The organism is Sinorhizobium sp. NG07B, assembly GCF_002532005.1.
Classification (GTDB): Bacteria; Pseudomonadota; Alphaproteobacteria; order Rhizobiales; family Rhizobiaceae; genus Sinorhizobium; species Sinorhizobium fredii_C.
Genome location: NZ_NWTD01000001.1, coordinates 1,057,823 through 1,078,261 on the forward strand (window position 1 = coordinate 1,057,823; position 20,439 = coordinate 1,078,261).

Below are 20,439 nucleotides of genomic sequence, written 5' to 3' on the forward strand. Positions count from 1 at the left end.
CGACGTTAATGTGAAAAAAATGAATTCATCATGAACGATCCCTTAAAATCTAGTTAGGCGAGCTTCCGAGCGGTTGCAACACGGGAACTCTGTCAGAGGACGGGAATGCCCTCCAACCGCGTTGAATTTATAACGTTTTTCCTCGCGGAAGGTTCAATCCAAAAGACCGGCCACTTCAGTGGGGCGACTGCGCTATCATACCCTCACGATTCGTGATTCTGAGTGCGGCCGGGAGGCGAGAATGGGGACCATCTTGAGCGCCGACAATGGCCTGGAGAGCCATCTCCTGTTCGACCGTTCCTCGGCGCTTGATATCGCCGCTTTCGTCACAGAGGGCACAGATCTCTCGCCGGGAGAGGCGATCCCCTCCGACGGCGACCCGCGGATCGACCGGGCTCTGGCCGGCTTCCTGTTCACCTGCGGTCCTGACCATATCCGCCATCCGGAGCCGATCGCGGGGCGTGACGATAAGGTACGCTACCCATTGCACGGGTCGCTTGCCGGTACGCCGGTCAGCCGGACGGAGATGTCCGCCGATGGTTCGCGCTGCTCGGCGGTTACGGAAGTCGACCTTGCCTGCGGCGGCAGGGCGGCGGTCGAGCGCGTTTGGCAGCTCCACGGGAACGGGCATGGCGTGATGCTCAAGGACCGTGTCGTCAATATCGGCGCCTCCGCCTTCGCGCCGATGATGATGTACCACATGAATATCGGCGGCCGCCTGCTTGGCGATGAAACGCGGATCGACAGTGCCTCGGTGGAGGGCGGGTCAATTGCCTGGCGGTTCGGGGAAGGCGAGAGCGCGCATTTCTGCCGGAGGGCAGTCGCCGGCGAAGACCGCTGGGCGGAGGTTACGCTGTCTGCTCTGCCCGGGCTTCAAGGGCGCGCCTTAAATGTGCAATTCCTGGCCGACACGCTGCCTTTCCTGCAGATGTGGCGCTGCCAACGCGGCGGTGCGAATGTCCTCAGCATCGAGCCGGCGTCGCACCGAATTGCCAAGCGGGTGGAACTCTCGGCCGCCGGCGAGCTCGGTCTGCTTAAGCCCGGACAGTCACGCGACTACGCGCTTACCTTCGGCGTCGTCTGAGATCGCTTCGCGATTGACGCCGCCGGGCCTGCGGCCTACACCAAGGCAACGCAGTCTTGAGGAAGCGACATCATGGACATTCGCCAGATCAACGATGAATACTCGGTCTCCGGTCAGATCACGGTCGAGGACCTCGACGAGATCAAGGCGCTCGGTTTCAAGTCCATCGTCTGCCACCGTCCGGATTTCGAGGCTCCCGACCAGCCGACCTTCGACGCGATTGCCGCGCGTGCCCAGGAACTCGGGCTGGACATCGCCCATATCCCGGTCGGCCCGATGGGCGTGACCGCCGATGCGGTGACCCGCATGGTCGACGCGCTCGACGAATTCGAGCGCCCGATGCTTGGCTATTGCCGCTCCGGCGCCCGCTCGACGGCCGTCTACCAGCAGACGCAACATATTCGCAGCTAGACCCGCGATCGTGCGTTCGGCGGCAAAGGTCGGACGGGCGAACGACCGCTTTTCACTGTTTCCAGCCGGTATTCGGTGCTATATTGGATTTGTTCGATCGAGGGTGCCGGCGCCCTTTGAAGATCGTTCGCTTGGAGCGCGCTTGGCCCAAACAAGCGCGCTTTCGCGTTTCTGACGCCGTTCCTGCTGGCCGCGAAATTGTTAGACATCGCCGTCTCGTCGGGCGCGCGAGGGTCTCGGCGGACAGCTTTAAAGAGGCGACCGGCCATGGATCCGTTCAATAGTTTCAGAGACTATCCGATTCTTCCCGGCCACGTGGCGATCCTCGAAGGCGTTTGGCACCGCGCGCTGGAAGAGCGAAACCTGTCGATCGGCAGCGAGGAGGCCGACCAACTCGCCAGGAAGATTGCCAAGCTTTATCAGGCCGGCGTGAAAGAGCCGGACCAGCTCTGGGAGATGATTCGGACAGTTTGAAAGCGCAAGGACTTGCCGACGCCCGCTCCCGGCCGGGCTCTCATTCAGGCGTCGTCTTTTCCCTCAGCCCTTGCGTATTTCGCTCAGCGTCCGTGCCGGCGTGATCGCCTCCGGGTCGAGCTTGATCTCGATGATCGCCGGCTTGCGGCTGGCACGCGCTCTGAGAAATGCATCGGCAAACTCTTCCGTCCGCTCGACCGTCTCGCCATGGCCGCCATAGGCGCGGGCAAGCGCCGCAAAATCCGGATTTGTCAAATCCGTGGCGCTGACGCGGCCGGGATATTCCCGCTCCTGATGCATGCGGATGGTGCCGTAGATGCCGTTGTTGATGACCAGCACGATAATCGGCAGGGCGTAACGAACCGCCGTGGCGAATTCCTGCCCATGCATCAGGAAACAGCCGTCGCCGGCAAAGCAGATGACCTCACGGTTTGGGTGAAGGCGTTTCGCCGCGACCGCCGCCGGCAGGCCGTAGCCCATCGAGCCTGAGGCGGGCGCGGCTTGCGTGCCGTAGCGGCGGAAGCGGTGGAAGCGGTGCAGCCAGGTGGCGTAGTTGCCGGCGCCGTTGGTGAAGATTGCGTCCGGCGCCGTGTTCGCCTCGATCCAGTTCATGATCGGTCCCATCCGCACGTCGCCCGGCCCGGTCTCCGGCGGCGTCGACCATCTGAGATAAGTCTCGTGCATGGCGGCCGTGCGCGGCGCCCAGCCAGCCGTTCCAGTGGGCTCAATCCCCGCTAGCGCGGCTACAAAGTCGCGCGGGCTCGCGGCGATCGCCAGATCCGGCCTATAGACGCGGCCGAGTTCCGACGGATCCGGATGGACATGCACCAGTCTCTGCTTCGGATAGGGGACATCGAGGAGGGTATAAGAGGAGGAGGGCATTTCCGAGAAGCGACCGCCCAGAAGCAGGACGAGATCCGCTTCCTTGATTTCCTTTGCCAACGCCGGGTTGACGCCGATGCCGACGTCGCCGGCATAGCTGGGATGCAGGTGATCGAAGAGCATTTGGCGCCGGAAGGAGCAGCCCACCGGCAGATGCCAGCGTTCGGCGAATTGCTCAAAATCGGCAACGCTTTCCGCGGACCAGCGGGTGCCGCCGAGAATGGCAATTGGGCGCTGCGCTTCCGTGAGGAGATCGGCGAGCCGAGCGATCTGGCTCGGTCCCGGATGGCTTTCGACCGGCTGGTAAGGGCGGGAGGCCGGAGCTTCCGTTCGCTCCGTCAGCATGTCTTCCGGCAGTGTCAGAACCACCGGTCCGGGACGGCCGGAGGTCGCGACGGCAAAGGCGCGGGTGACGAATTCAGCAATCCGCGCCGGATCGTCGATCTCGCCCACCCATTTGGCGACCTCGGTGAGGGCGCGGCGATATTCGATCTCCTGGAAGGCCTCGCGTTCGCGGGCGTCACGCTGCACCTGGCCGATGAAGAGGATCATCGGGATCGAATCCTGGCGGGCGACGTGAAGCCCGGCGGAGGCATTGGTGGCGCCGGGGCCGCGCGTGACCATGCAGATGCCGGGCTCGCCGGTCAGCCGGCCCCAGGCATCCGCCATCATCGCCGCACCGCCTTCCTGGCGGCAGACGACGACGTCGATGTCGGTGTCGTGGAGCGCATCCAAAACGGCCAGGTAGCTTTCGCCCGGCACGCAGGAGATGCGCTCGACGCCGTTTGCGATGAGCGCCTCGACCACCAGTTGCCCGCCCGTCTTCATGTCGGCACCTCCCAATGCTATCGTCCGTTTCGATCAGATCGCCGGCTTGCGGGATCTGTCATGTTGTTTCGTCTATGCGGTTCCTCACCCCGACGGCTTTCAGGCACCAGCGGGCGAAATCTTCCGTCGCGGTTTCGCGGCCGATTTCGTTGAGCGTCTCGTGGCGCATTCCCTCATATATCGTGATCGTCACGTCGGCCATGCCGCGCGCCTTCATGCGTCGGCCGAGCCAGTCGACGACGTCGCCGTTCAAGGTTGAGGGGTCGGCGCTGCCGCCGACCAGGTGGACCGGCAGCGTCGCCGGCAAGCGGGCGAGCCGGTCGAACCGCGCACCGGCAAAGGCAAGTTCGAAGACGTCGATCCAGAGTGAGACGCTGGTCTCGAAGCCGCAGAGCGGATCGGCGATATACTTTGCAACTTCGTCCTCGTCGCGCGACAGCCAGTCGAATTCGGTCTTCCGAGCGGCAATGGCTTTGCTCCAGGCGCCGAAGGTGAGTTGCGAAAGCAGCGGGCTCGGGACGTCCGAACCCTTCAGCATTCGTTCGATCGCGAGGATCAGTTGGCCGCCGCGGCCGGCGGGACCGGGGCGAAAATTGGAGTTCCAGACGGCGAGCGCGTCATAAAGTTCCGGATCGGTCTCGGCAGCGTTCAGGGCGATCAGCCCACCCATCGAGTGGCCGAACAGCACGACCGGCAGCCCGGGATGGTTGGCGGCGGCCATCTGCCGCACGGCGCGCAGATCGGCAATCACCTTTTCGGAGCCACCGCGCTTAGAGAAGAGACCGAGCTGCGCATCGGCCGCGCGGCTCTCGCCGTGGCCACGATGATCGTGTGCGTAGACATGGAAGCCATGCTGGGCCATGGCTTCGGCAAAGCGGGCGTAGCGGCCGGAATGTTCGGCAAGCCCGTGGCTGACCAGCAATATGCCTCGCGGCGCATCGGAAGCCGTCCGATGGCGCCATGCGAGCGTCGCACCCGTCGGGCTTTGAAGTGTCCTTACCTGCCCGAACATGCCTCACTCCAATCAAATCCAATAGCCGCAGAGCAGCTATTGCGATGGAGGCTGATCCACCATCCGCCCAACACTCCACGCGATATCAAATCGATTTGGCGGTCAAAGGCAATCGCTGCTTGTTGCTTCTTGCGCATGAGATCAGAACCGATTCGAAGAGACATATTGGGGGTTGCAACCTTCCCGCTTTTGTTGTTAGTTTGTTCTCGTTTTGTATTTACTGGAGGCCGTTATGGCAGTGCGAGCTATCGTACAGGTGGTAAGAGTTGCAGCGCTTGCTCTTGGGTTGGGGATGTCGTCTCTGGCCGCCGCAGAGGAGTCGCCGGGTGAAGAGATGAAGACGGTACCGGATGGGGCAAGGACGGAATATGTGCTGGCGGTCAGTTGGCAGCCCGGCTTTTGCGAGACGCGGCCCACGCGCAAGGAATGCGTCGACCAGACCTCGGACCGGTTCGATGCGACGCATTTCTCGCTCCACGGCCTTTGGCCCTTGAAGAAGAGCTATTGCGGCGTGGAGACGGAACTGAAGGCGCAAGACCGCAAGGGGGAGTGGCTCGAGCTGCCGAAACTCGCCATGGCAGACGAAACCGCCGCGCGTCTCATCGTCGCCATGCCGGGGGTGAAATCCGGCCTCGACCGGCACCAATGGCTGCGAAGCGGCACCTGCCAGGCCGACAACGCCGACGACTATTTCACGCTCCAGCTTCGTCTTCTCGACGAGCTGAACGCATCGGCGGTGCGTGCCCTGTTTGCCGACAGGATCGGTTCGGAGATTGGCGAAAAGCAGATCAAGGCGGCCTTCGAACAGAGTTTCGGAGCAGGGGCCGGTGATCGGGTGCGCATGCGCTGCCAGACCGTCGAGGGCCGCAGCGTAATCACCGGTCTCACCATTGGGCTTTCCGGCGATCTCTCGGGCCAAGCGGGTCTCGCGGGCCTCATAAAGGCGGCCGGGCCGACCGAGTTCAAATGCGCCAAGGGGATCGCCGACGCCGCCGGGCGGGGCTGAACTGGAAGGCTTATCGCAGCAAGGGAACGGCGCGGGCAGGGCCCTTTGGCGATTGCCCCGCCACCATAATTCGCCTACATAGCGGGCAAATTTCCCCTTCCGATGCGGAGCATTCCTTTATGGCACGTCAGTTTATCTACCACATGGCCGGGCTCAACAAGGCCTATGGCAACAAGAAGGTCCTGGAGAATATCCATCTGTCGTTCTATCCGGACGCTAAGATCGGCATTCTCGGCCCCAACGGCGCCGGCAAGTCCACGGTTCTGCGGATCATGGCCGGGCTCGACCACGAATATACCGGCGAGGCCTGGGTCGCCGAAGGCGCGACCGTCGGCTACCTGCCGCAGGAGCCGCAGCTCGATGCGCAGAAGAACGTGCTCGAGAACGTCATGGAAGGCGTGGCCGCGAAGAAGGCGATCATCGACCGCTACAACGAGCTGATGATGAACTATTCCGACGAGACGGCGGAAGAGGGCGCCAAGCTTCAGGACATCATCGATAGCCAGAACCTCTGGGATCTCGACAGCCAAGTCGAAATGGCGATGGACGCGCTCCGCTGCCCGCCGGGCGACGCCGAGGTCACCAATCTGTCCGGCGGCGAGAAGCGCCGCGTGGCACTCTGCAAGCTGCTCTTGTCGCAGCCGGACCTGCTGCTTCTCGACGAACCGACCAACCATCTCGACGCCGAGACGATCGCCTGGCTCGAAAAGCACCTGCGCGAATATCCGGGCGCCGTGCTGATGATCACCCACGACCGCTACTTCCTCGACAACGTCACCGGCTGGATTCTCGAGCTCGATCGTGGCCGCGGCATTCCCTATGAAGGCAACTATTCCGCCTATCTGCAGGCAAAGGCCAAGCGTATGGCCCAGGAAGGGCGTGAAGAGGCGACCCGCCAGAAGGCCATCAGCCGCGAGCAGGAGTGGATCGCCTCGAGCCCGAAGGCCCGCCAGGCGAAGTCGAAGGCGCGTATCCGCGCCTATGACGAGTTGGTAAAGGCGGCGGCCGACAGGCGTCCGGGCGACGCCCAGATCATCATTCCGGTCGGCGAGCGGCTCGGCCAGGTGGTCATCGAAGCGGAGAACATCTCCAAGGGCTATGACGACCAGTTGCTGATCGAGGGCCTGAGCTTCAAGCTGCCGCCGGGCGGCATCGTCGGCGTCATCGGCCCGAACGGCGCCGGTAAGACGACGCTGTTCCGGATGATCACCGGCCAGGAGCAGCCCGAAGAGGGCGCGATCCGCATCGGCGACAGCGTGCAACTCGGCTATGTCGACCAGAGCCGCGACGCGCTCGACGGCAACAAGACGGTGTGGGAGGAAATCTCCGGCGGCAACGACGTCATCAGGCTCGGCAAGCACGAGGTCAATTCGCGGGCCTATTGCTCGTCCTTCAATTTCAAGGGCGGTGACCAGCAGCAGAAGGTCGGCACGCTTTCCGGCGGCCAGCGCAACCGCGTGCACCTCGCCAAGATGCTCAAGGCCGGCGGCAACGTCATCCTGCTCGACGAGCCGACCAACGACCTCGACACCGAGACGCTTGCCGCACTCGAGGATGCGCTCGAAAACTTCGCCGGCTGCGCGGTGATCATCAGCCACGACCGCATGTTCCTCGATCGGCTGGCGACCCATATCCTCGCCTTCGAGGGCGACAGCCATGTCGAATGGTTCGAAGGCAACTTCGAGGATTACGAGAAGGACAAGATCCGCCGGCTCGGTCCCGACTCGGTCAACCCGAAGCGGGTGACGTACAAACGCCTGACGCGGTAATCAACCACTCGGGGGCGCCGCACACGCCGTCGGATGTCCCGGTGTGCTTCGGCGCATTCGCCGCGCGGATGTGGCAACTTGTGCGACGGGACGGGAGCCGCGCTTGAGCAGCCCCGCCGCTCATGTCCGCGGCTGCCGCGTCCAGAACTCGTAACATCGCTGCGCGGGCGGATCGTAAGGTCTGCCCGCTTTCATGTCCGGGAAGCGTCATCTCCTTGCCTTTCCGCGCAAATCCCGCTTGCGCGCCGTCTTCAAATCACATAAACATATCTTTATGTGTTGATGAGGATCGCGATGACGAACCGTGGAACGCTTGGCTTGGATGCCTTGGTCGACGTCCTGAAGGCGGCGGGCGAGCCGACGCGCATGCGTCTTCTGGCGCTGCTTGCGGCCGGCGATCTGACCGTGACCGATCTTACCGAAATTCTCGGCCAGTCGCAGCCTCGCATTTCCCGGCACCTGAAACTGCTTGCGGAAGTGGCGCTGATCGATCGCTACCAGGAGGGCGCCTGGGCCTATTTCCGTCTGCGGCAGGAGGGCGGGCGGGTCGCGCTTGTCCGCGAGCTTCTCGCGGCGTCGGCACCGGACGATGCGATCCTTGCCAGAGATTCCATTCGGCTCGCGACCCTGAAGAAGGCGCGCGCCGAGAAGGCCCAGGCCTATTTCAGCCGCAACGCTGCCGAGTGGGACGAATTGAGGCGCCTGCATGTCAGCGAAGGCGACGTCGAGGCAGCCTTGAAGACGATGGTCGGCGACGAACCGGTCGACAGCCTGCTCGATCTCGGAACCGGCACGGGCCGCATCCTGCAGCTCTTCGAGGGGCTCTACCGGCGCGGTATCGGCGTCGACGCCAGCCGTGACATGCTGGCGGTGGCACGTTCCAATCTCGACCGGGCCGGCATCACCAAGGCTTCGATCCGCCACGGCGACATCTTCAACCTGCCGCTGGACGGCCAGTCCTTCGATCTCGTGACGATCCATCAAGTGCTCCACTTCCTCGAAGATCCGGAAGCGGCGATCGCCGAGGCGGCACGCATGCTCGTGCCCGGAGGGCGGCTCGTGATCATCGATTTTGCCCCGCATGGCCTCGAATATCTGCGCAACGAGCACGCTCATGCCCGCCTTGGCTTTGCCCATCAGACGATGGCCGATTGGCTGCAGAAGGCCGGACTGACACTCGAGAAGACGACGGATCTTGCCCCGGAAGGCGGGGAAGAGGGAAAACTGACGGTGACGATCTGGCTGGCGCGCGACGAGCGGGCTGCCGCTGTGGCCGATATGCCGCGACAGCGCCTACAGGCAGGGGGAATCTGAGAATGAACGCACGGACGCTTTATCCCGCGGAGCGCGGCAATCTCAGACTTTCCTTCGAATACTTTCCGCCGAAGAACGAAGAGATGGAAATCCAGCTCTTCCAGACCATATCGGATCTCTCGGTCTTCGCGCCGGCATTTCAGACGGTGACCTACGGAGCCGGCGGCTCGACCAAGGCGCGTTCGCTGACCACCGTCAAGCGGATGATCAGGGAGATGGGGCTGAACAACACGGCGGCCCACCTGACCTGTGTCGGCGCACCGAAGGCCGAGGTCGATGCGGTGATCGACGAGTTCGTCGCCTGTGGCGTCCGGCATTTCGTGGCGCTGAGGGGCGACCCGCAGGGCGGTATCGGCAGTGCCTATGAGCCCTTTCCGGGCGGATATGAAAGCTCGGCGTCGCTCGTCAAGGCGCTTCGTGCCCGCGGCGATTTCGAGATTTCCGTCTCTGCCTATCCGGAAAAGCACCCGGAGAGCGCTGATGTCGCGGCCGATATCGACATGCTGAAGCGCAAGGTCGACAGCGGCGCCACGCGCGCGATCACCCAGTTCTTCTTCGACAATGACGATTTCGAACGATATCTCGAGCGGGTGCGGCGCGCCGGCGTGCAGATCCCGGTCGTCCCGGGCATCCTGCCGATCAACAATCTGACGCAGGTCATCCGCTTCGCCGGACTTTGCGGCTCGAAGGTACCGGAGGCGATCATCTCGCGGCTTGCCCATCTCGACGACCAGCCGGAGGAGCGGTTCAAGGAGGCGAGCCATATCGCTGCCGAACAGATCGTCGATCTGGCGCGTCGGGGTCTACGCGACTTCCACCTTTATACGATGAACCGGTCGCCGCTCCTCGCGTCCGTCTGTGAACTGGTCGGCTATCAGCGCCGACCGCTCAGGCCCGCCCCCGCACCCTCCTATCCGGCGGTTGCTACGGCTTAGCGCATCGGCGCGAAAATCGGAATCGATTTTCGGAAAGCACGATGCGTAGATTCAAAGCGTTACAGCGTCCTTTGCGCATCCGAAAAGACGCGCGGCGCTGTCGGCCTGAATCCGGCTCCAAGAGAAGCGAAAGCCCATGAACGGTTCGTCGTTCATGGGCTTTTCTGATGTCGCAGCTCTGGCCGGGTGCTCTCGGAGCGGCCTTCGTTACCTCTTCTGCTGCAAATTGGAGTTTCCGGAAATTTAAGTCCCTCGGTTTGGACTTTCAGCGGCCTTTCGTCAGACGAAGAGCATAACCGCCACGAATGCGAACGCTGCACTGATCATGAGGACATTCAACGAATGTGTAAGTCCCATAGGATCCTCCCTGCGTTGACGGGTAAAACATAGGGCCAAAAAGCGGCGCATAAAAGCGAAACTTGTGCTGCAGCGCGAAAACCGTGTATCCCCGCTCCGATATTCACAGCCCTAAGTGTCTGAATCGTTTTATGAATCAAATGCCACATTATTTTCACAATTGCTGCCGGAAGGTTAATGTGAACGTCTGTAACGGTCTGTGAAGCGTCTCAAAGCCGGACCCGGCAGCTGTTTTTGATTCCCTCAGGTCGACGCGCGCGGCCGCAGCATGCGCCCATCGAGGACGGCGAGGCCCGCCGCGATCAGCGCCATCCCGGCGAGGTCGGTGACCTGCAGCGTCTCGCCAAGGAAGAGATAGCCGAGAAGAATCGCGCTTGGCGGCACGAGAAGCGTGACCAGCGACGTGTTGGTGGCACCGGCCTCCGCCATGATGCGGAAGAACAGAATATAGGCATAGGCGGTCGAGACGAGCGCCAGGCCGAGGATCGCCAGCACGGCGGAGAGGGGCGGCATCGGGAGGATCCACGGGGTGTCCACGAAGGCGGCAACCGGCAGCATGACGATGGTCGAGGCCGTCAGCTGTCCGGCGGCCGTCACCGGCGGCGCCAGATTGCGGAAGCGTTTGCCGTAGGTGGCGGACAGGCCATAGCTCACGGCCGCGAGAACCGGCAGGAGGAGGGCCCAGAGCGGTACGTTCCCCGCGTCCCCGAAAAGGCCCGCAAGCGCGCTCGGCCCGATGAGCACCACGGTGCCGGCGAGCCCGAGCAGACAGCCGCTGATCTTGGCCGCGGTCAAGCGCTCGTCTTCCGTTGCGACATTGGCAATGAGCACCGTCCAGACGGGCGTCGTCGCGTTCAGAATGGCGGCCAGCCCGGCACCGATATGGGTCTGGCCGAGAAAGATGAACGCGTGTGGAATGGCGTTGTTGACGAGGCCCATGACCAGGAATTCCCGCCAACGTCCAACGAGCGCCGGGTAGAGGCCATGATTGCCGCGCAAGTAGATGTGCAGGGCGATCGCGGCGAGGCTGAGGCGCAGCAGCACGAGCGTGAAGGGCGGGACATGGGCAACCGCCACGCGGGCGAAAAAGAAAGACCCGCCCCAGATCAGGCCGAGCAGCATCAGCAGCAGCCAAAGCCGCAGGGTCATGTGGGTGGTGGCGGTTCTGCCGGATGATAGCATTTGGGCCCTGCTGCGATCGAAGCCGGATTGGATTCGCCGGGCGTATCCAATCCAGCAATTTGCGATTGCGCAAGCGATAATGCGAAGAAGCGGGCGTTGCCACCCGCTTCCTGCGAAATTGCTCAGGGGTTTCGATTTTGGCGTCAGAGCGCCTGGAGCAGATCCGGCGTCGCCCAACCGTCGGCCGGCAGGCCGAGTTTCAGCTGCTCCTTCTGCAGGGCCGTGCGTGTGCCCGAGCCGAGAATACCGTCGATCTTGCCGACGTCGTGGCCGAGCGCCTGCAGCTTCGTCTGCAGTGCCTTCATCTCCGCATCGCCGAGGCCCGGTTCCGGATTGCCGGCCTGGTAGGGCGGGGCGCCGGCGAGGCGGGTGGCGAAATAGGCGGCCGACGTCGTATAGATGAACGACTGGTTCCATTCGAGATAGATCTTGAAGTTCGGGTAGGTCAGGAACGCTACGCCCTTTCGCCCCTGGGGCAGCACCAGCGAGGCCTCAAGCGACCCATGCGAGGTATTGCCGTCGCGCGGAGTGACGCCAAGAGCGAACCAGTCACCCGCCGTCATGCCCGCCTGCAGGCCCGTCTTTTCCCAGGGCAGTTCATCCGGCACGCTGACTTCCTGGATCCAGGGCTGTCCCGCGGTGAAGCCGAGGCTCTGGATAAACTTCGCCGCGGTCAGAATTGAATCCGGCGCGCTCTTCTTCAGATTTACGTGCCCATCGCCGTCGCCATCGATGCCATAGGCGATGATGTCCTCCGGCAGCATCTGCACCTGACCGATCTCGCCGGCCCAGGCGCCCGTGGTCACCGGCGGGTCGAGATCGCCGTGCTGGACCATTTCGATGGCGGCAAGGAGCTGCGGCCGGAACATTTCCGGCCGGCGGCAGTCATGCGCCAGCGTCACCAGCGCATTGCGTGTGTTGAAATCGCCCTGAACGGCGCCGAAATCGGTTTCCATCGCCCAGAACGCCGTGATCACCGGCGCCGGCACGCCGAACTCACTCTCCGCGCGGGCGAAGACGTCGGCATATTCCCTCATCTTCTGGGCGCCGATGTCGAGCCGCGCCTTGCTGACGGTGCGCTTGGAAAACTCGGTGAAGGTCTGCTTGAACACGCCCTGGGCGCGGTCGCGACTCAATACCTTCTGGTCGATGGCCGCCCCGGCGAGCGCCCGGTCCGCGACATCGGCGGGGATGCCCTTGCCGATCGCCTCGGCCTTGACGCCCTCCAGAAAGGCAGCGAGATCGCCGCCGCAGGCAACGGGGGTCTGCGGTTGGGGCTGCGTCTGAGCCAGCGCCGAGGTGCTGGAGAGGGCGAGCAGGCCAAGGGTGAGGAACGCGTTGCGAGCCTTGCCAATCATCATAATTCCTTTCGAGGGCCCGCGTGGCCTGGCGCGGCCGTCGGGCTTGCGAAATTGCGCAGATCAATATGCCGGTGCTTTCTCAGAGCATTATGACCGAATGAAGAAATCGGTCCGCCAAGCGTCGGTGCGGGCGGCATTCTCGCCTATTGCGAAACCGCCGCCACCCATTTCTTCCAATTCTTGGCGGAGCCCGCGAAGGCGTTGATGTCGGTATGGCCTTCGATGCCCGGAATGACTCCGGTGCTGGTGTATTGCCAGAAGGCCCAGCGTCGGTCGACGTAAATGTCCTTGGGGTGCTTGGCGACGGAACGCACCCAGAAGTGATAGTCGTTGAAGGCGCCGACGAGATTGTCGCGGTGGAAATCGACGGAGGTGTAGATGATCGGCCGCTTGCCGTAATGCGCTTCCAAGCGGTCCATGAACCGCTTCATCTCGGAGCGCACGGTGTCCGGCGACGGGCGGTAGCGGCAGGTCTTCGATTCGCCGTTCCACTCGACATCGAGAACCGGCGGCAGATGGACCGCGCTCCTCGGTACATTGGCGATGAACCAGTCGGCCTGCGCGTCCGCGCTCGAGCAGAAATAGTAGAAATGGTAGGGGGCATAGGCGAGCCCGGCGGCGCGCGCGCCCGGCCAATATTCGTGGAAGCGCGAATCGACGCGGTCCTTGCCCTCGGTTGCCTTGATGAAGGCGAAGGAAACGCCGGAGTTCTTGACCCTCATCCAGTCGATGTCGCCGTTCCATTTGGAAACGTCGATGCCGTGGACGCTGTGATGGTGCGGTGTGCGATCGCCGAAATCCTGCGGATCGGTGTCCCGGAACCGCGGCGGTATGGAGGCCGTGCGCACGAGGTCGTAGTCGGTGGACGTGCAGGCGGAGAGAATGGTGGCGATGGGCAGCAAAGCCAGGAGGAGCCGGCGCATGAGGGTTCCGTTTGCAGACGAACGACGATCCTGCCTCACGCGATGGTTTCCATGATGGTGATGTCCCCCAGGGAGGCTTGACCTCCTTTTCACCATAACATCGTAAAATTTGAGTTAGCTCAAGCGGCAATTGCATTGCTGTCGCGCTGGCCGATCACGGAGCCTGCACGTCCGCCGGACGGCGGTAGACAGCGATCCATGCATAGCCTCTGCCGATCGTCCTGAGCTCCAGTGCGGCGCCGTCCCGCTCGGCCCTGGCGCGCATGACGTCGAACAGCGATTCGCGTGGCGTGACGTGAAAGCGCTTCAGCCAGCCCTGGAGGAGGCGGCGGAAGCCGCCCGGCCATCCCTCCTGCTGGCCGAAATCGGCGACATGCAGCGAGCCGCCCGGATAGAGGGCGCCGATCGCCGCGTCGACCGCCTTCTGCCAGTCGGGAATCATCGACAGCGCATAGGAGATGACGATTCGGTCAAAGCCCGCCTCACCGAAAGAGGCGGCAGTGAAGTTCGTCGCGTCGGCTATGCGCAGGTTTGCATCCGGCCGTCCGTGGCGCCGAAGCTTCGCCTTGGCGGTTGCGAGCATCTCGGCGGAGATGTCGAGACCGAAAAGACGTGCCGTTGGATAGAGATCGCCGATCATCGCCAGGTTACGCCCGGTGCCGCAGCCGATCTCGAGCACCGAACCGCCCGGCGGCGCGTCCAGTTCGCGGATCAGCGTGTCGCGGGCGAAGAGGTAATATTTCCTGGTAAAATCATAGATGTAGCGCTGGTAGCGGTACATCCGGTCCATGAGCCGGGCATGGCTGTTGCCAACGGACGGCGGGCCGCTCATGCTCTCTTCCGGTAGATGTGGAAGCCACCATAGATGGCCGAACGGTCCTCGGCACCGAGCTTCGACGAAGTCTCCGCATCGTAGTGCCACTGGTCGAGCAGGGCCTCGGAGAGACGTCCCGGCAGGATGCTCGCTTCTGCAGCGGTGCGGAAGATCACCACGGCGCCCGGCGCGGCGGTGCGGGTGATTTCGCTCCAGAGGTCGTTCAGCTGCCGGTCGGCCATCCAGTCCTGCGCATCGAGGAGCACATAGCGATCGACGGAAGAGGCCGGCTTGCGGCCGAGCAAATCGGTGAAGCTCTCGTGATGGACCGTGACCCGGTCCGTGTGGTTGCGGATAGTTTCGTAATTGGATGTCTGCAGATAGGGCGGCAACTCGCCCTCGTGCGGGAGCGGATAGCGCCGGCCGAAAGCCTGCCAGGCGAAGTAGTTCTCGCGCAGCGGAAAGTGGCACGTCAGCTTTTCGAGACGATGGCGCAGCACTTGGGCCAGCGATTTCTCCTGGCTGAGGCTGGCGAGTTCGTCGAACTGCTGCGGCGGGATGCCGAGGCCGAAAAGCGAACTCTTGCGGCCGGTGATCCAGCGGATGATCGGCCGGTCGAAGAGCGGTGCGAGCTTGTCGTCGAAGAATTGCCGCTGCTCGCGCATGGAGCGTGCCTCGACGAAATCCGCGGGATTGACGCCGTGGAGCCGCGCCAGAAGGTGGCTGGCGGCGATGAAGCGGCCGAGAAGGCCGGTGCGATAGATATTGCGGCCGAAGACGCCGATGCGGCGGCGACCCGCCATGTCGCGGCCGTTCCAGTAGGTGCGAGTGGCTTGATCGAGCTTGGGCGCTATGAAGAGATCGAAGGCCTGGATGTTCGAACGCGTGCCGGCACTGCCCAGGAACCGTACGACATCCTTGTGACTCGGCAGGTGACGGAGGGCGGCAAGCTTCAGCCGGTTCAAGGCGATATGGTGTGGATTGAGGTCGACCACGTCGATGTGCGCCGGGCCGGCGGACAGATAGGTCAGCATGTTGCAGCCGCCGGACCCGATAGTCACGATATGGTGGCCGGGCTCGATCTGCATTGCTTCCATGTCGATAATCGGATCTTCCCAGATCTGGGGGTAGACCAGGCCGGAGAAGAGCAGCCCGAACACGCGCTCCGACAGTCCGGCGAGGGAAAGGGCCCGGTGCTGGAGAAGCGCGCTCTTCAGCTTGGCGTTCTTTCCGCCAAAGCCGGCATCGTGGGCGAGTTCTGTCATTTGCCTGCCATCCAGTTGAAACTAAGGCGCTTCTAGAGCGACTCGACTACACTTTGATGACGGGATTCCCACAGGCCGGCGGCACTCCGCCGAGACCTCTAAGAGCGAAAGGCGGCCGGAACGGGCGTTCTTCAACAGAGTTCCCGATCATGGTAAATCCACTTTTCCTTTCCCTGAAAACCTGATCTCCTGTGGCCCAGGAGGCGGCTATGAAGGGTTTATTGCGGAAATCCGGTGCCTTGTTAATTGCGATCGCCGCGGCGGCCGCCGGCTGGTTGGCCCTCTTTCCACCGGAACTGCTCAAGGTCGGGGACGGCTATGCCGCCAAGATCGTCTGTTCCAACGTCTTCCTGGCGGGACGAGACCCGCAGGCGGTGCTCGCCGAAGACGTGCAGGCGCCCGGTCATCCGTTGCTCAAGTTCGTCAGCGTGTCGGTCGACCGCGATCAGCATGCGGTGACGGCAAGGATCTTCGGCTTCGCGGCCCCGGCACGGGCTGTCTATCGCCCGGGACTTGGCTGCACGGTAACCGCGGAGGGGACCATGCAGGCGCTGGCCGCGCCGGCGCTCGATAACGTCACTGGGGCTGCCGCGGCTGCAAAGAGCCCGGACCTTGCCTGGCCCGTCGGCAACAAGGCGGAGATCGACCCGGCATTCCAGAAACTGGCAGAAGATCCCGAATTGGCCGGTTCAGGCATGCGGGCCGTCCTTGTCGTCAAGGATGGGCATCTCGTCGGCGAAGCGTATGGCCAGGGTTTCGACCGCGAGACGCGTCTGCTTGGCTGGTCGATGACGAAATCGGTCACCGCGGCCCTGGTCGGCATGCGTATCGCCGAAGGGCGCATGGACCTGGAGAAGGCCAACCTTCTGCCGGAATGGAGCGGGGATGAACGAGCGCGGATCAAGCTTGCCGATCTCCTGGCGATGCAGAGCGGGCTTGCCTTCAACGAGGATTACGGCGACGTCACCGATGTCACGCGGATGCTCTTTCTCGAAAGCGACATGGCCGGGTTCGCCGCTTCGAAGCCGCTCGAAGCGGCACCGGGTGCCCGGTTCAACTATTCGACCGGAACGACGAACGTCCTGTCGCGCCTGTGGATGCAGACTTTCGACAGCCCCGCTCAGGCGCTCGCCTATCCCCGCCGGGTGCTGTTCGAGCCGCTTGGGATGACCAGCGCCGTCATGGAGACGGATGCGCAGGGCACTTTCGTCGGCTCCTCATACATGTACGCCACGGCGCAGGATTGGGCGCGGTTTGCCCAATTTCTGCTGGATGATGGCCGTTGGCAGGGCAGAGCCCTGCTGCCCGAGGGATTTGTGAAGTTCATGCGAATCCCGACTGCCGCATCCGGTGGCGACTACGGCGCCGGCCAGATCTGGCTTATCGAGAACGGCACGCGCGCCGGAACGGGTAATTTCCCGCCCGACACGTTCTGGATGCTCGGGCATGACGGGCAATCGATCATGCTCGTTCCGTCGCTCCGACTCGCCGTCGTTCGGCTTGGTCTCACCCCCGGAGGCGGCGGTTATGATGTACGGAAGCTGCAAACCGCGGTGATTGCTGCGCTCGATTGAGCGCGGCGCCGATCAGCAATGTCATAGGCTGGGAGGGACGGAAGCGGCCCGTTACTGCATGTCCAGCATGTCGAGCATGCCCTTGCGCTTGGCGTGGTAATAATAGCCGCTGGCATAGAGCTTCACCGCGCCGTCGTGCTGGTTGTCGGCGACCATCCAGGCACCACGCAGATACTTGGTCGCATATTTGAGGTTGGTTTCCGCGTCGAAGAGGCCCTCGGGCGGGCCTTCATAGCCGAGGCCCCGCGCGGTATTGTACCGGATCTGCATCAGGCCGTAATTGCCCCTGCTGTAGGCGTGCGGATTGTAGTTGCTCTCGCGCTTGACGACCCGATGCACGAGTTCCAGGGGAAGGCCGTTGAGCTCGGCGTAATGCTTGATCAGCCGGTCGAGTTCCGGCTTGGAACTGGTCGGGGCTTTCGTCAGCTTCAACGAATCGGGGATGACGCTCGCAACCGCGCCGACCGCCGAGCCGATGACGCCGGTCTTGGGCCGCTCCGTCGGAACGATCATGCGCTTGGCCACCAGGGTTTCAAGGCCGACCGGCTCCCCGGTGTCGAAATCCGACTCCCATGAGGCGGCAATCGTGAGAGAGGACGTCGCGGGCGCCTCGGCGCTTTTTTCAACGGCCGGCGTAGCCGCGGCAGCCGGGAGAGTGGCCGATGCGGGCGTTGCCATCGCCGCGTCGAAGGCCTGGCCCGGCTTGGCGGTGGGCACCGCAACCGCCTGGGGAGCCGCGAAGGCGAGCGTCGCATCCGTCGCCGGCGTCATGCTGGGCTGAGCGGCGGAGGTGGCAGCGATCGCGCCTTGCGGAGCTGGTGCCACGTCCGCCGGTGCCGAGGCCGTCTGCGTGTTCAGCGCGGCGGAGGTGCTCGACGCCACGCCGATTGGCGCCGGCAGAGCGTAAGCCGTCATTTCCGTTCCGGGCTTCGCTATGGGGGTAACCGTTTGCACGGCCGTCAGTTCTTCGAGAGAGGTGTGCTCGACCGTGGAGCAACCCGAAGCAATTGCCGATGTTAGCGCGATGGCGGTAAATGCCTGTTTCGGAAGGGAAATACGGATCTTCGCCATGCGGTCACTTTCGTGCTTCTGGGCCCCGTAGCCCCTGCAAATCAGCAGCTGCCAACCGCTGCGCTTGAATCTTCCTTAACCTATGCCGCCGGTTGCGGCAAGCGCGGGGCGAATGTCACGCCGTTGCACGCTTCAGGCTGAGCGAAAATAGCCCGGCGCCGATGAGCAAAGAGCCGCCGGTGCGGTTCACGACCCGCCGGACGCTGGGCTTGCGAATCGCGCCTCCCGCGGCGGAGGCAAGAAACCCATAGAGCATCGCGTTGGCGGCGGCGAGGGCGAGGAATGTCGCTTCGAAGATCGCCATCTGCGCAAGAAGTGGCCGCGAGAGGTCAAGGAACTGGGGCAGGAAGGCGACAAAGAAGATGATGCTTTTCGGGTTGAGCGCGGTCACGGCATAGGCGTGGAGGAATACCCGCAGCGGCCGTTGCGTTGCGGGCGCTTCACCGTCATTCGCGCCGCTGACACCCAGAGGGGTCTTCCAGAGCTTGATTCCGAGCCAGACGAGATAGGCGCCGCCGATCCATTTGAGGATCGTGAAAATCGTCGCCGAGGCGGCGAGCAACGCGCCCAGTCCAAGCATGGAGGCGGTCATCGCCGTGAAATCGCCAAGCGCCACGCCTGCGACGGTTGCGCCCGCTGCCTTGCGCCCGCGACTGATCGCATAGGAGATCACGAGCAGGATAGTCGGGCCGGGAATGGCGAGCAACACGGCCGAGGCGGCGACGAAGGCAAACCAGTGTTCGAAAGACATGAAAGAGCTCCGCGTTTGAACGGCGTCCAGCCGAGAAATCGGAGGGAGCCATTCAAACGCGGAGCCGTCAACTGCTATTGAGCGTGCGAAAGAAGCTCAGATCAGTCCGCTGCCTGCCACTTCTGGCCGATCGCATCCATGGCGTCGCCGAACCACTTGGCGGACGTATCGAAATGCTTGCCGCCCTTGATGCGGGGGAACTCGATGGTGCGCAGCCTGCCGCCCTGGTCCTCATCGTGGCCGGTGACGCCGGAGACCTTGTTGAGTGCGCTCTCCACCGCAAGGTCGACCATGCTCTGGATCAGTCGCAGGTCGTCGCCGTTCGCCGGTGCGGAGCGGGCGTAATAGCCGGACTTCTGGACCATCGAGCGCTCGGCGCCGAGCAGGGCGGCGAACTGTTTCGAGAACCAGTTGCCGACATTGATCGTGTCGATCTTCACATGGCCGAAGGCATCGCGCTTGATCGTTTCGCCGGCGGCTTCGCGCTCGGCGACGATTGCGTCGAGGCAGGCACCTTCGCTGACGAACAGGGTAACATAGCCGTTCCGGTCCATGGTCTGGCGCAGGCGTTCGGCTTCGGCTTCGAGGTCGAACTTCACCTCGGGCAAATAGAGGCCGTCGATGTTCTTCAGTTGCTCGTTCATCATGAAGCCGTCGACATAGTCCTTGCCGGCGGCCAGCTGAATGTAAGCGCGCGCTGTCGCTGCCGTCAGCCAGCCGCAGTGGCGGCCCATTACCTCGTGGACCACGAGCGTGCGCGGCGCAGCGCTCTGCTCGTTGCTGACATTGTCGAAGAAGCGTGCGCCGTATTCGGCGGCCGTCCAGGCGCCGAGGGTCTGGCGGATCGGCACCACATCGTTGTCGACGGTCTTCGGCAGGCCGACGACGGTCAGGTCATAGCCGTTGGCGCCGAGATAGGCGGCCAGGTCGGCAGCGGTCGTGTTGGTGTCGTCGCCGCCGATCGTGTGCAGGATGCTTATGCCATCGGCAGCCAATCTTTCGGCCGCGACGCGAAGCGGGTTTTCGCCTTCCTTCACTAGGCCGCGCTTGACGCAATCGGCCGTATTGGTGAGCTTCACGCGGCTGTTGCCGATCGGCGATCCGCCGTGGCGGTGAAGAATATGCGCCCGCTCGCGCATTTCCTTGGTGATCTCGATGCGGTCGGCGAGAAGCAGGCCCTGATAGCCCGAACGGTAGGCCACGAGTTCGTAGTCGGGGGCGATATCCGTATAGCGTTCGATGAGCCCGCCGACAGCGGATGAAAGACAGGGTGCGAGCCCGCCCGCCGTCAGCATTGCGACTTTCTTCTTGGCCATGTTTCCTCCTCGGATTCGGCATCAGGCGATCGTTCGAAAGATCGACCGCCCTGCACTATTGCGCAGGTCAAAGACCGGGAAGGTGGTCTAACGCAATTCCGATGGAAATA

General features: G+C 63.3%; 18 protein-coding genes. 8 read left to right on the top strand and 10 right to left on the bottom strand.

All coding sequences use genetic code 11. From position 1 onward, the window contains the following. Positions 1-241: 241 nt before the first annotated feature. From CO664_RS05115 to CO664_RS05125, 3 genes are all read left to right on the top strand, one after another. On the top strand, positions 242-1,084 hold the full coding sequence (locus tag CO664_RS05115) for a DUF4432 family protein (RefSeq protein WP_037415356.1): 843 nt from the start codon (positions 242-244) through the stop codon (positions 1,082-1,084). A gap of 72 nt (positions 1,085-1,156) precedes the next feature. Continuing rightward, positions 1,157-1,495 (top strand): TIGR01244 family sulfur transferase, encoded by a 339-nt coding sequence (locus CO664_RS05120; protein ID WP_037415359.1) that lies wholly within the window; start codon positions 1,157-1,159, stop codon positions 1,493-1,495. Between the two features lie 267 nt (positions 1,496-1,762). Continuing rightward, complete coding sequence (locus CO664_RS05125; protein WP_097538071.1) at positions 1,763-1,969, top strand: hypothetical protein; 207 nt, start codon at positions 1,763-1,765, stop codon at positions 1,967-1,969. A gap of 63 nt (positions 1,970-2,032) precedes the next feature. Here the strand turns inward: CO664_RS05125 and CO664_RS05130 are convergent, their stop codons facing one another. Both CO664_RS05130 and CO664_RS05135 read right to left on the bottom strand, forming a co-directional pair. After that, positions 2,033-3,679 carry a thiamine pyrophosphate-binding protein gene (locus tag CO664_RS05130; RefSeq protein ID WP_097538072.1) on the bottom strand — a complete coding sequence of 549 codons (1,647 nt, stop codon included), beginning with the start codon at positions 3,677-3,679 and terminating at the stop codon, positions 2,033-2,035. 58 nt (positions 3,680-3,737) lie between these two features. Beyond that, complete coding sequence (locus CO664_RS05135) at positions 3,738-4,691, bottom strand: alpha/beta hydrolase (protein ID WP_097538073.1); 954 nt, start codon at positions 4,689-4,691, stop codon at positions 3,738-3,740. A 232-nt stretch (positions 4,692-4,923) separates the two neighbouring features. Here CO664_RS05135 and CO664_RS05140 point away from each other — a divergent pair, with 232 nt between their 5' ends. The 4 genes from CO664_RS05140 (at position 4,924) to metF (ending at position 9,715) form a co-directional block, all read left to right on the top strand. Continuing rightward, complete coding sequence (locus CO664_RS05140; RefSeq protein ID WP_037415372.1) at positions 4,924-5,697, top strand: ribonuclease; 774 nt, start codon at positions 4,924-4,926, stop codon at positions 5,695-5,697. Between the two features lie 119 nt (positions 5,698-5,816). After that, positions 5,817-7,466 carry an energy-dependent translational throttle protein EttA gene (gene ettA / locus CO664_RS05145; RefSeq protein WP_037415379.1) on the top strand — a complete coding sequence of 550 codons (1,650 nt, stop codon included), beginning with the start codon at positions 5,817-5,819 and terminating at the stop codon, positions 7,464-7,466. Between the two features lie 294 nt (positions 7,467-7,760). Then, entirely contained in the window at positions 7,761-8,780 is a 1,020-nt protein-coding gene (locus CO664_RS05150; RefSeq protein ID WP_097538074.1) for a metalloregulator ArsR/SmtB family transcription factor, read from the top strand. A 2-nt stretch (positions 8,781-8,782) separates the two neighbouring features. Further along, complete coding sequence (gene metF, locus CO664_RS05155) at positions 8,783-9,715, top strand: methylenetetrahydrofolate reductase [NAD(P)H] (RefSeq protein ID WP_097538075.1); 933 nt, start codon at positions 8,783-8,785, stop codon at positions 9,713-9,715. Positions 9,716-10,315: 600 nt separating this feature from the next. On the opposite strand, the gene CO664_RS05160 is transcribed toward metF, so the two are convergent. From CO664_RS05160 to CO664_RS05180, 5 genes are all read right to left on the bottom strand, one after another. Further along, complete coding sequence (locus CO664_RS05160; protein WP_097538076.1) at positions 10,316-11,254, bottom strand: DMT family transporter; 939 nt, start codon at positions 11,252-11,254, stop codon at positions 10,316-10,318. Between the two features lie 143 nt (positions 11,255-11,397). Next, positions 11,398-12,612 carry a lytic murein transglycosylase gene (locus CO664_RS05165; protein ID WP_097538589.1) on the bottom strand — a complete coding sequence of 405 codons (1,215 nt, stop codon included), beginning with the start codon at positions 12,610-12,612 and terminating at the stop codon, positions 11,398-11,400. Between the two features lie 146 nt (positions 12,613-12,758). Beyond that, complete coding sequence (locus CO664_RS05170) at positions 12,759-13,538, bottom strand: glycoside hydrolase family 25 protein (RefSeq protein ID WP_097538077.1); 780 nt, start codon at positions 13,536-13,538, stop codon at positions 12,759-12,761. Positions 13,539-13,692: 154 nt separating this feature from the next. Next, entirely contained in the window at positions 13,693-14,370 is a 678-nt protein-coding gene (locus CO664_RS05175) for a class I SAM-dependent methyltransferase (RefSeq protein ID WP_097538078.1), read from the bottom strand. Then, positions 14,367-15,617 carry a DUF3419 family protein gene (locus CO664_RS05180; RefSeq protein ID WP_097538079.1) on the bottom strand — a complete coding sequence of 417 codons (1,251 nt, stop codon included), beginning with the start codon at positions 15,615-15,617 and terminating at the stop codon, positions 14,367-14,369. The genes CO664_RS05175 and CO664_RS05180 overlap by 4 nt, the downstream gene beginning before the upstream one ends. A gap of 209 nt (positions 15,618-15,826) precedes the next feature. On the opposite strand from CO664_RS05180, the gene CO664_RS05185 reads away from it, so the two are divergent. Further along, positions 15,827-17,191: a serine hydrolase gene (locus CO664_RS05185; protein WP_097538080.1), complete on the top strand. Its 1,365-nt coding sequence runs from the start codon at positions 15,827-15,829 to the stop codon at positions 17,189-17,191. Between the two features lie 51 nt (positions 17,192-17,242). On the opposite strand, the gene CO664_RS05190 is transcribed toward CO664_RS05185, so the two are convergent. The 3 genes from CO664_RS05190 to CO664_RS05200 form a co-directional block, all read right to left on the bottom strand. Continuing rightward, positions 17,243-18,262, bottom strand: a complete 1,020-nt coding sequence (locus CO664_RS05190) for a lytic transglycosylase domain-containing protein (protein WP_097538081.1) — start codon at positions 18,260-18,262, stop codon at positions 17,243-17,245. A 115-nt stretch (positions 18,263-18,377) separates the two neighbouring features. Further along, positions 18,378-19,013, bottom strand: a complete 636-nt coding sequence (locus tag CO664_RS05195) for a LysE family translocator (RefSeq protein ID WP_097538082.1) — start codon at positions 19,011-19,013, stop codon at positions 18,378-18,380. Positions 19,014-19,114: 101 nt separating this feature from the next. Further along, a complete protein-coding gene (locus CO664_RS05200) occupies positions 19,115-20,329 on the bottom strand; it encodes a pyrophosphate--fructose-6-phosphate 1-phosphotransferase (protein WP_037415425.1) in 1,215 nt (404 codons plus the stop codon). Positions 20,330-20,439 lie beyond the last annotated feature (110 nt).

Bases quoted from the DNA above. Each gene is read 5' to 3' on its own strand.
- CO664_RS05140 (WP_037415372.1), top strand. From the start codon at position 4,924: ATGGCAGTGCGAGCTATCGTACAGGTGGTAAGAGTTGCAGCGCTTGCT.
- CO664_RS05165 (WP_097538589.1), bottom strand. From the start codon at position 12,612: ATGATTGGCAAGGCTCGCAACGCGTTCCTCACCCTTGGCCTGCTCGCC.
- CO664_RS05190 (WP_097538081.1), bottom strand. From the start codon at position 18,262: ATGGCGAAGATCCGTATTTCCCTTCCGAAACAGGCATTTACCGCCATC.
- CO664_RS05200 (WP_037415425.1), bottom strand. From the start codon at position 20,329: ATGGCCAAGAAGAAAGTCGCAATGCTGACGGCGGGCGGGCTCGCACCC.
- CO664_RS05115 (WP_037415356.1), top strand. From the start codon at position 242: ATGGGGACCATCTTGAGCGCCGACAATGGCCTGGAGAGCCATCTCCTG.
- CO664_RS05150 (WP_097538074.1), top strand. From the start codon at position 7,761: ATGACGAACCGTGGAACGCTTGGCTTGGATGCCTTGGTCGACGTCCTG.
- CO664_RS05130 (WP_097538072.1), bottom strand. From the start codon at position 3,679: ATGAAGACGGGCGGGCAACTGGTGGTCGAGGCGCTCATCGCAAACGGC.
- CO664_RS05195 (WP_097538082.1), bottom strand. From the start codon at position 19,013: ATGTCTTTCGAACACTGGTTTGCCTTCGTCGCCGCCTCGGCCGTGTTG.
- CO664_RS05185 (WP_097538080.1), top strand. From the start codon at position 15,827: ATGAAGGGTTTATTGCGGAAATCCGGTGCCTTGTTAATTGCGATCGCC.
- CO664_RS05175 (WP_097538078.1), bottom strand. From the start codon at position 14,370: ATGAGCGGCCCGCCGTCCGTTGGCAACAGCCATGCCCGGCTCATGGAC.
- CO664_RS05170 (WP_097538077.1), bottom strand. From the start codon at position 13,538: ATGCGCCGGCTCCTCCTGGCTTTGCTGCCCATCGCCACCATTCTCTCC.
- CO664_RS05125 (WP_097538071.1), top strand. From the start codon at position 1,763: ATGGATCCGTTCAATAGTTTCAGAGACTATCCGATTCTTCCCGGCCAC.
- CO664_RS05180 (WP_097538079.1), bottom strand. From the start codon at position 15,617: ATGACAGAACTCGCCCACGATGCCGGCTTTGGCGGAAAGAACGCCAAG.
- metF (WP_097538075.1), top strand. From the start codon at position 8,783: ATGAACGCACGGACGCTTTATCCCGCGGAGCGCGGCAATCTCAGACTT.
- CO664_RS05120 (WP_037415359.1), top strand. From the start codon at position 1,157: ATGGACATTCGCCAGATCAACGATGAATACTCGGTCTCCGGTCAGATC.
- CO664_RS05160 (WP_097538076.1), bottom strand. From the start codon at position 11,254: ATGCTATCATCCGGCAGAACCGCCACCACCCACATGACCCTGCGGCTT.
- ettA (WP_037415379.1), top strand. From the start codon at position 5,817: ATGGCACGTCAGTTTATCTACCACATGGCCGGGCTCAACAAGGCCTAT.
- CO664_RS05135 (WP_097538073.1), bottom strand. From the start codon at position 4,691: ATGTTCGGGCAGGTAAGGACACTTCAAAGCCCGACGGGTGCGACGCTC.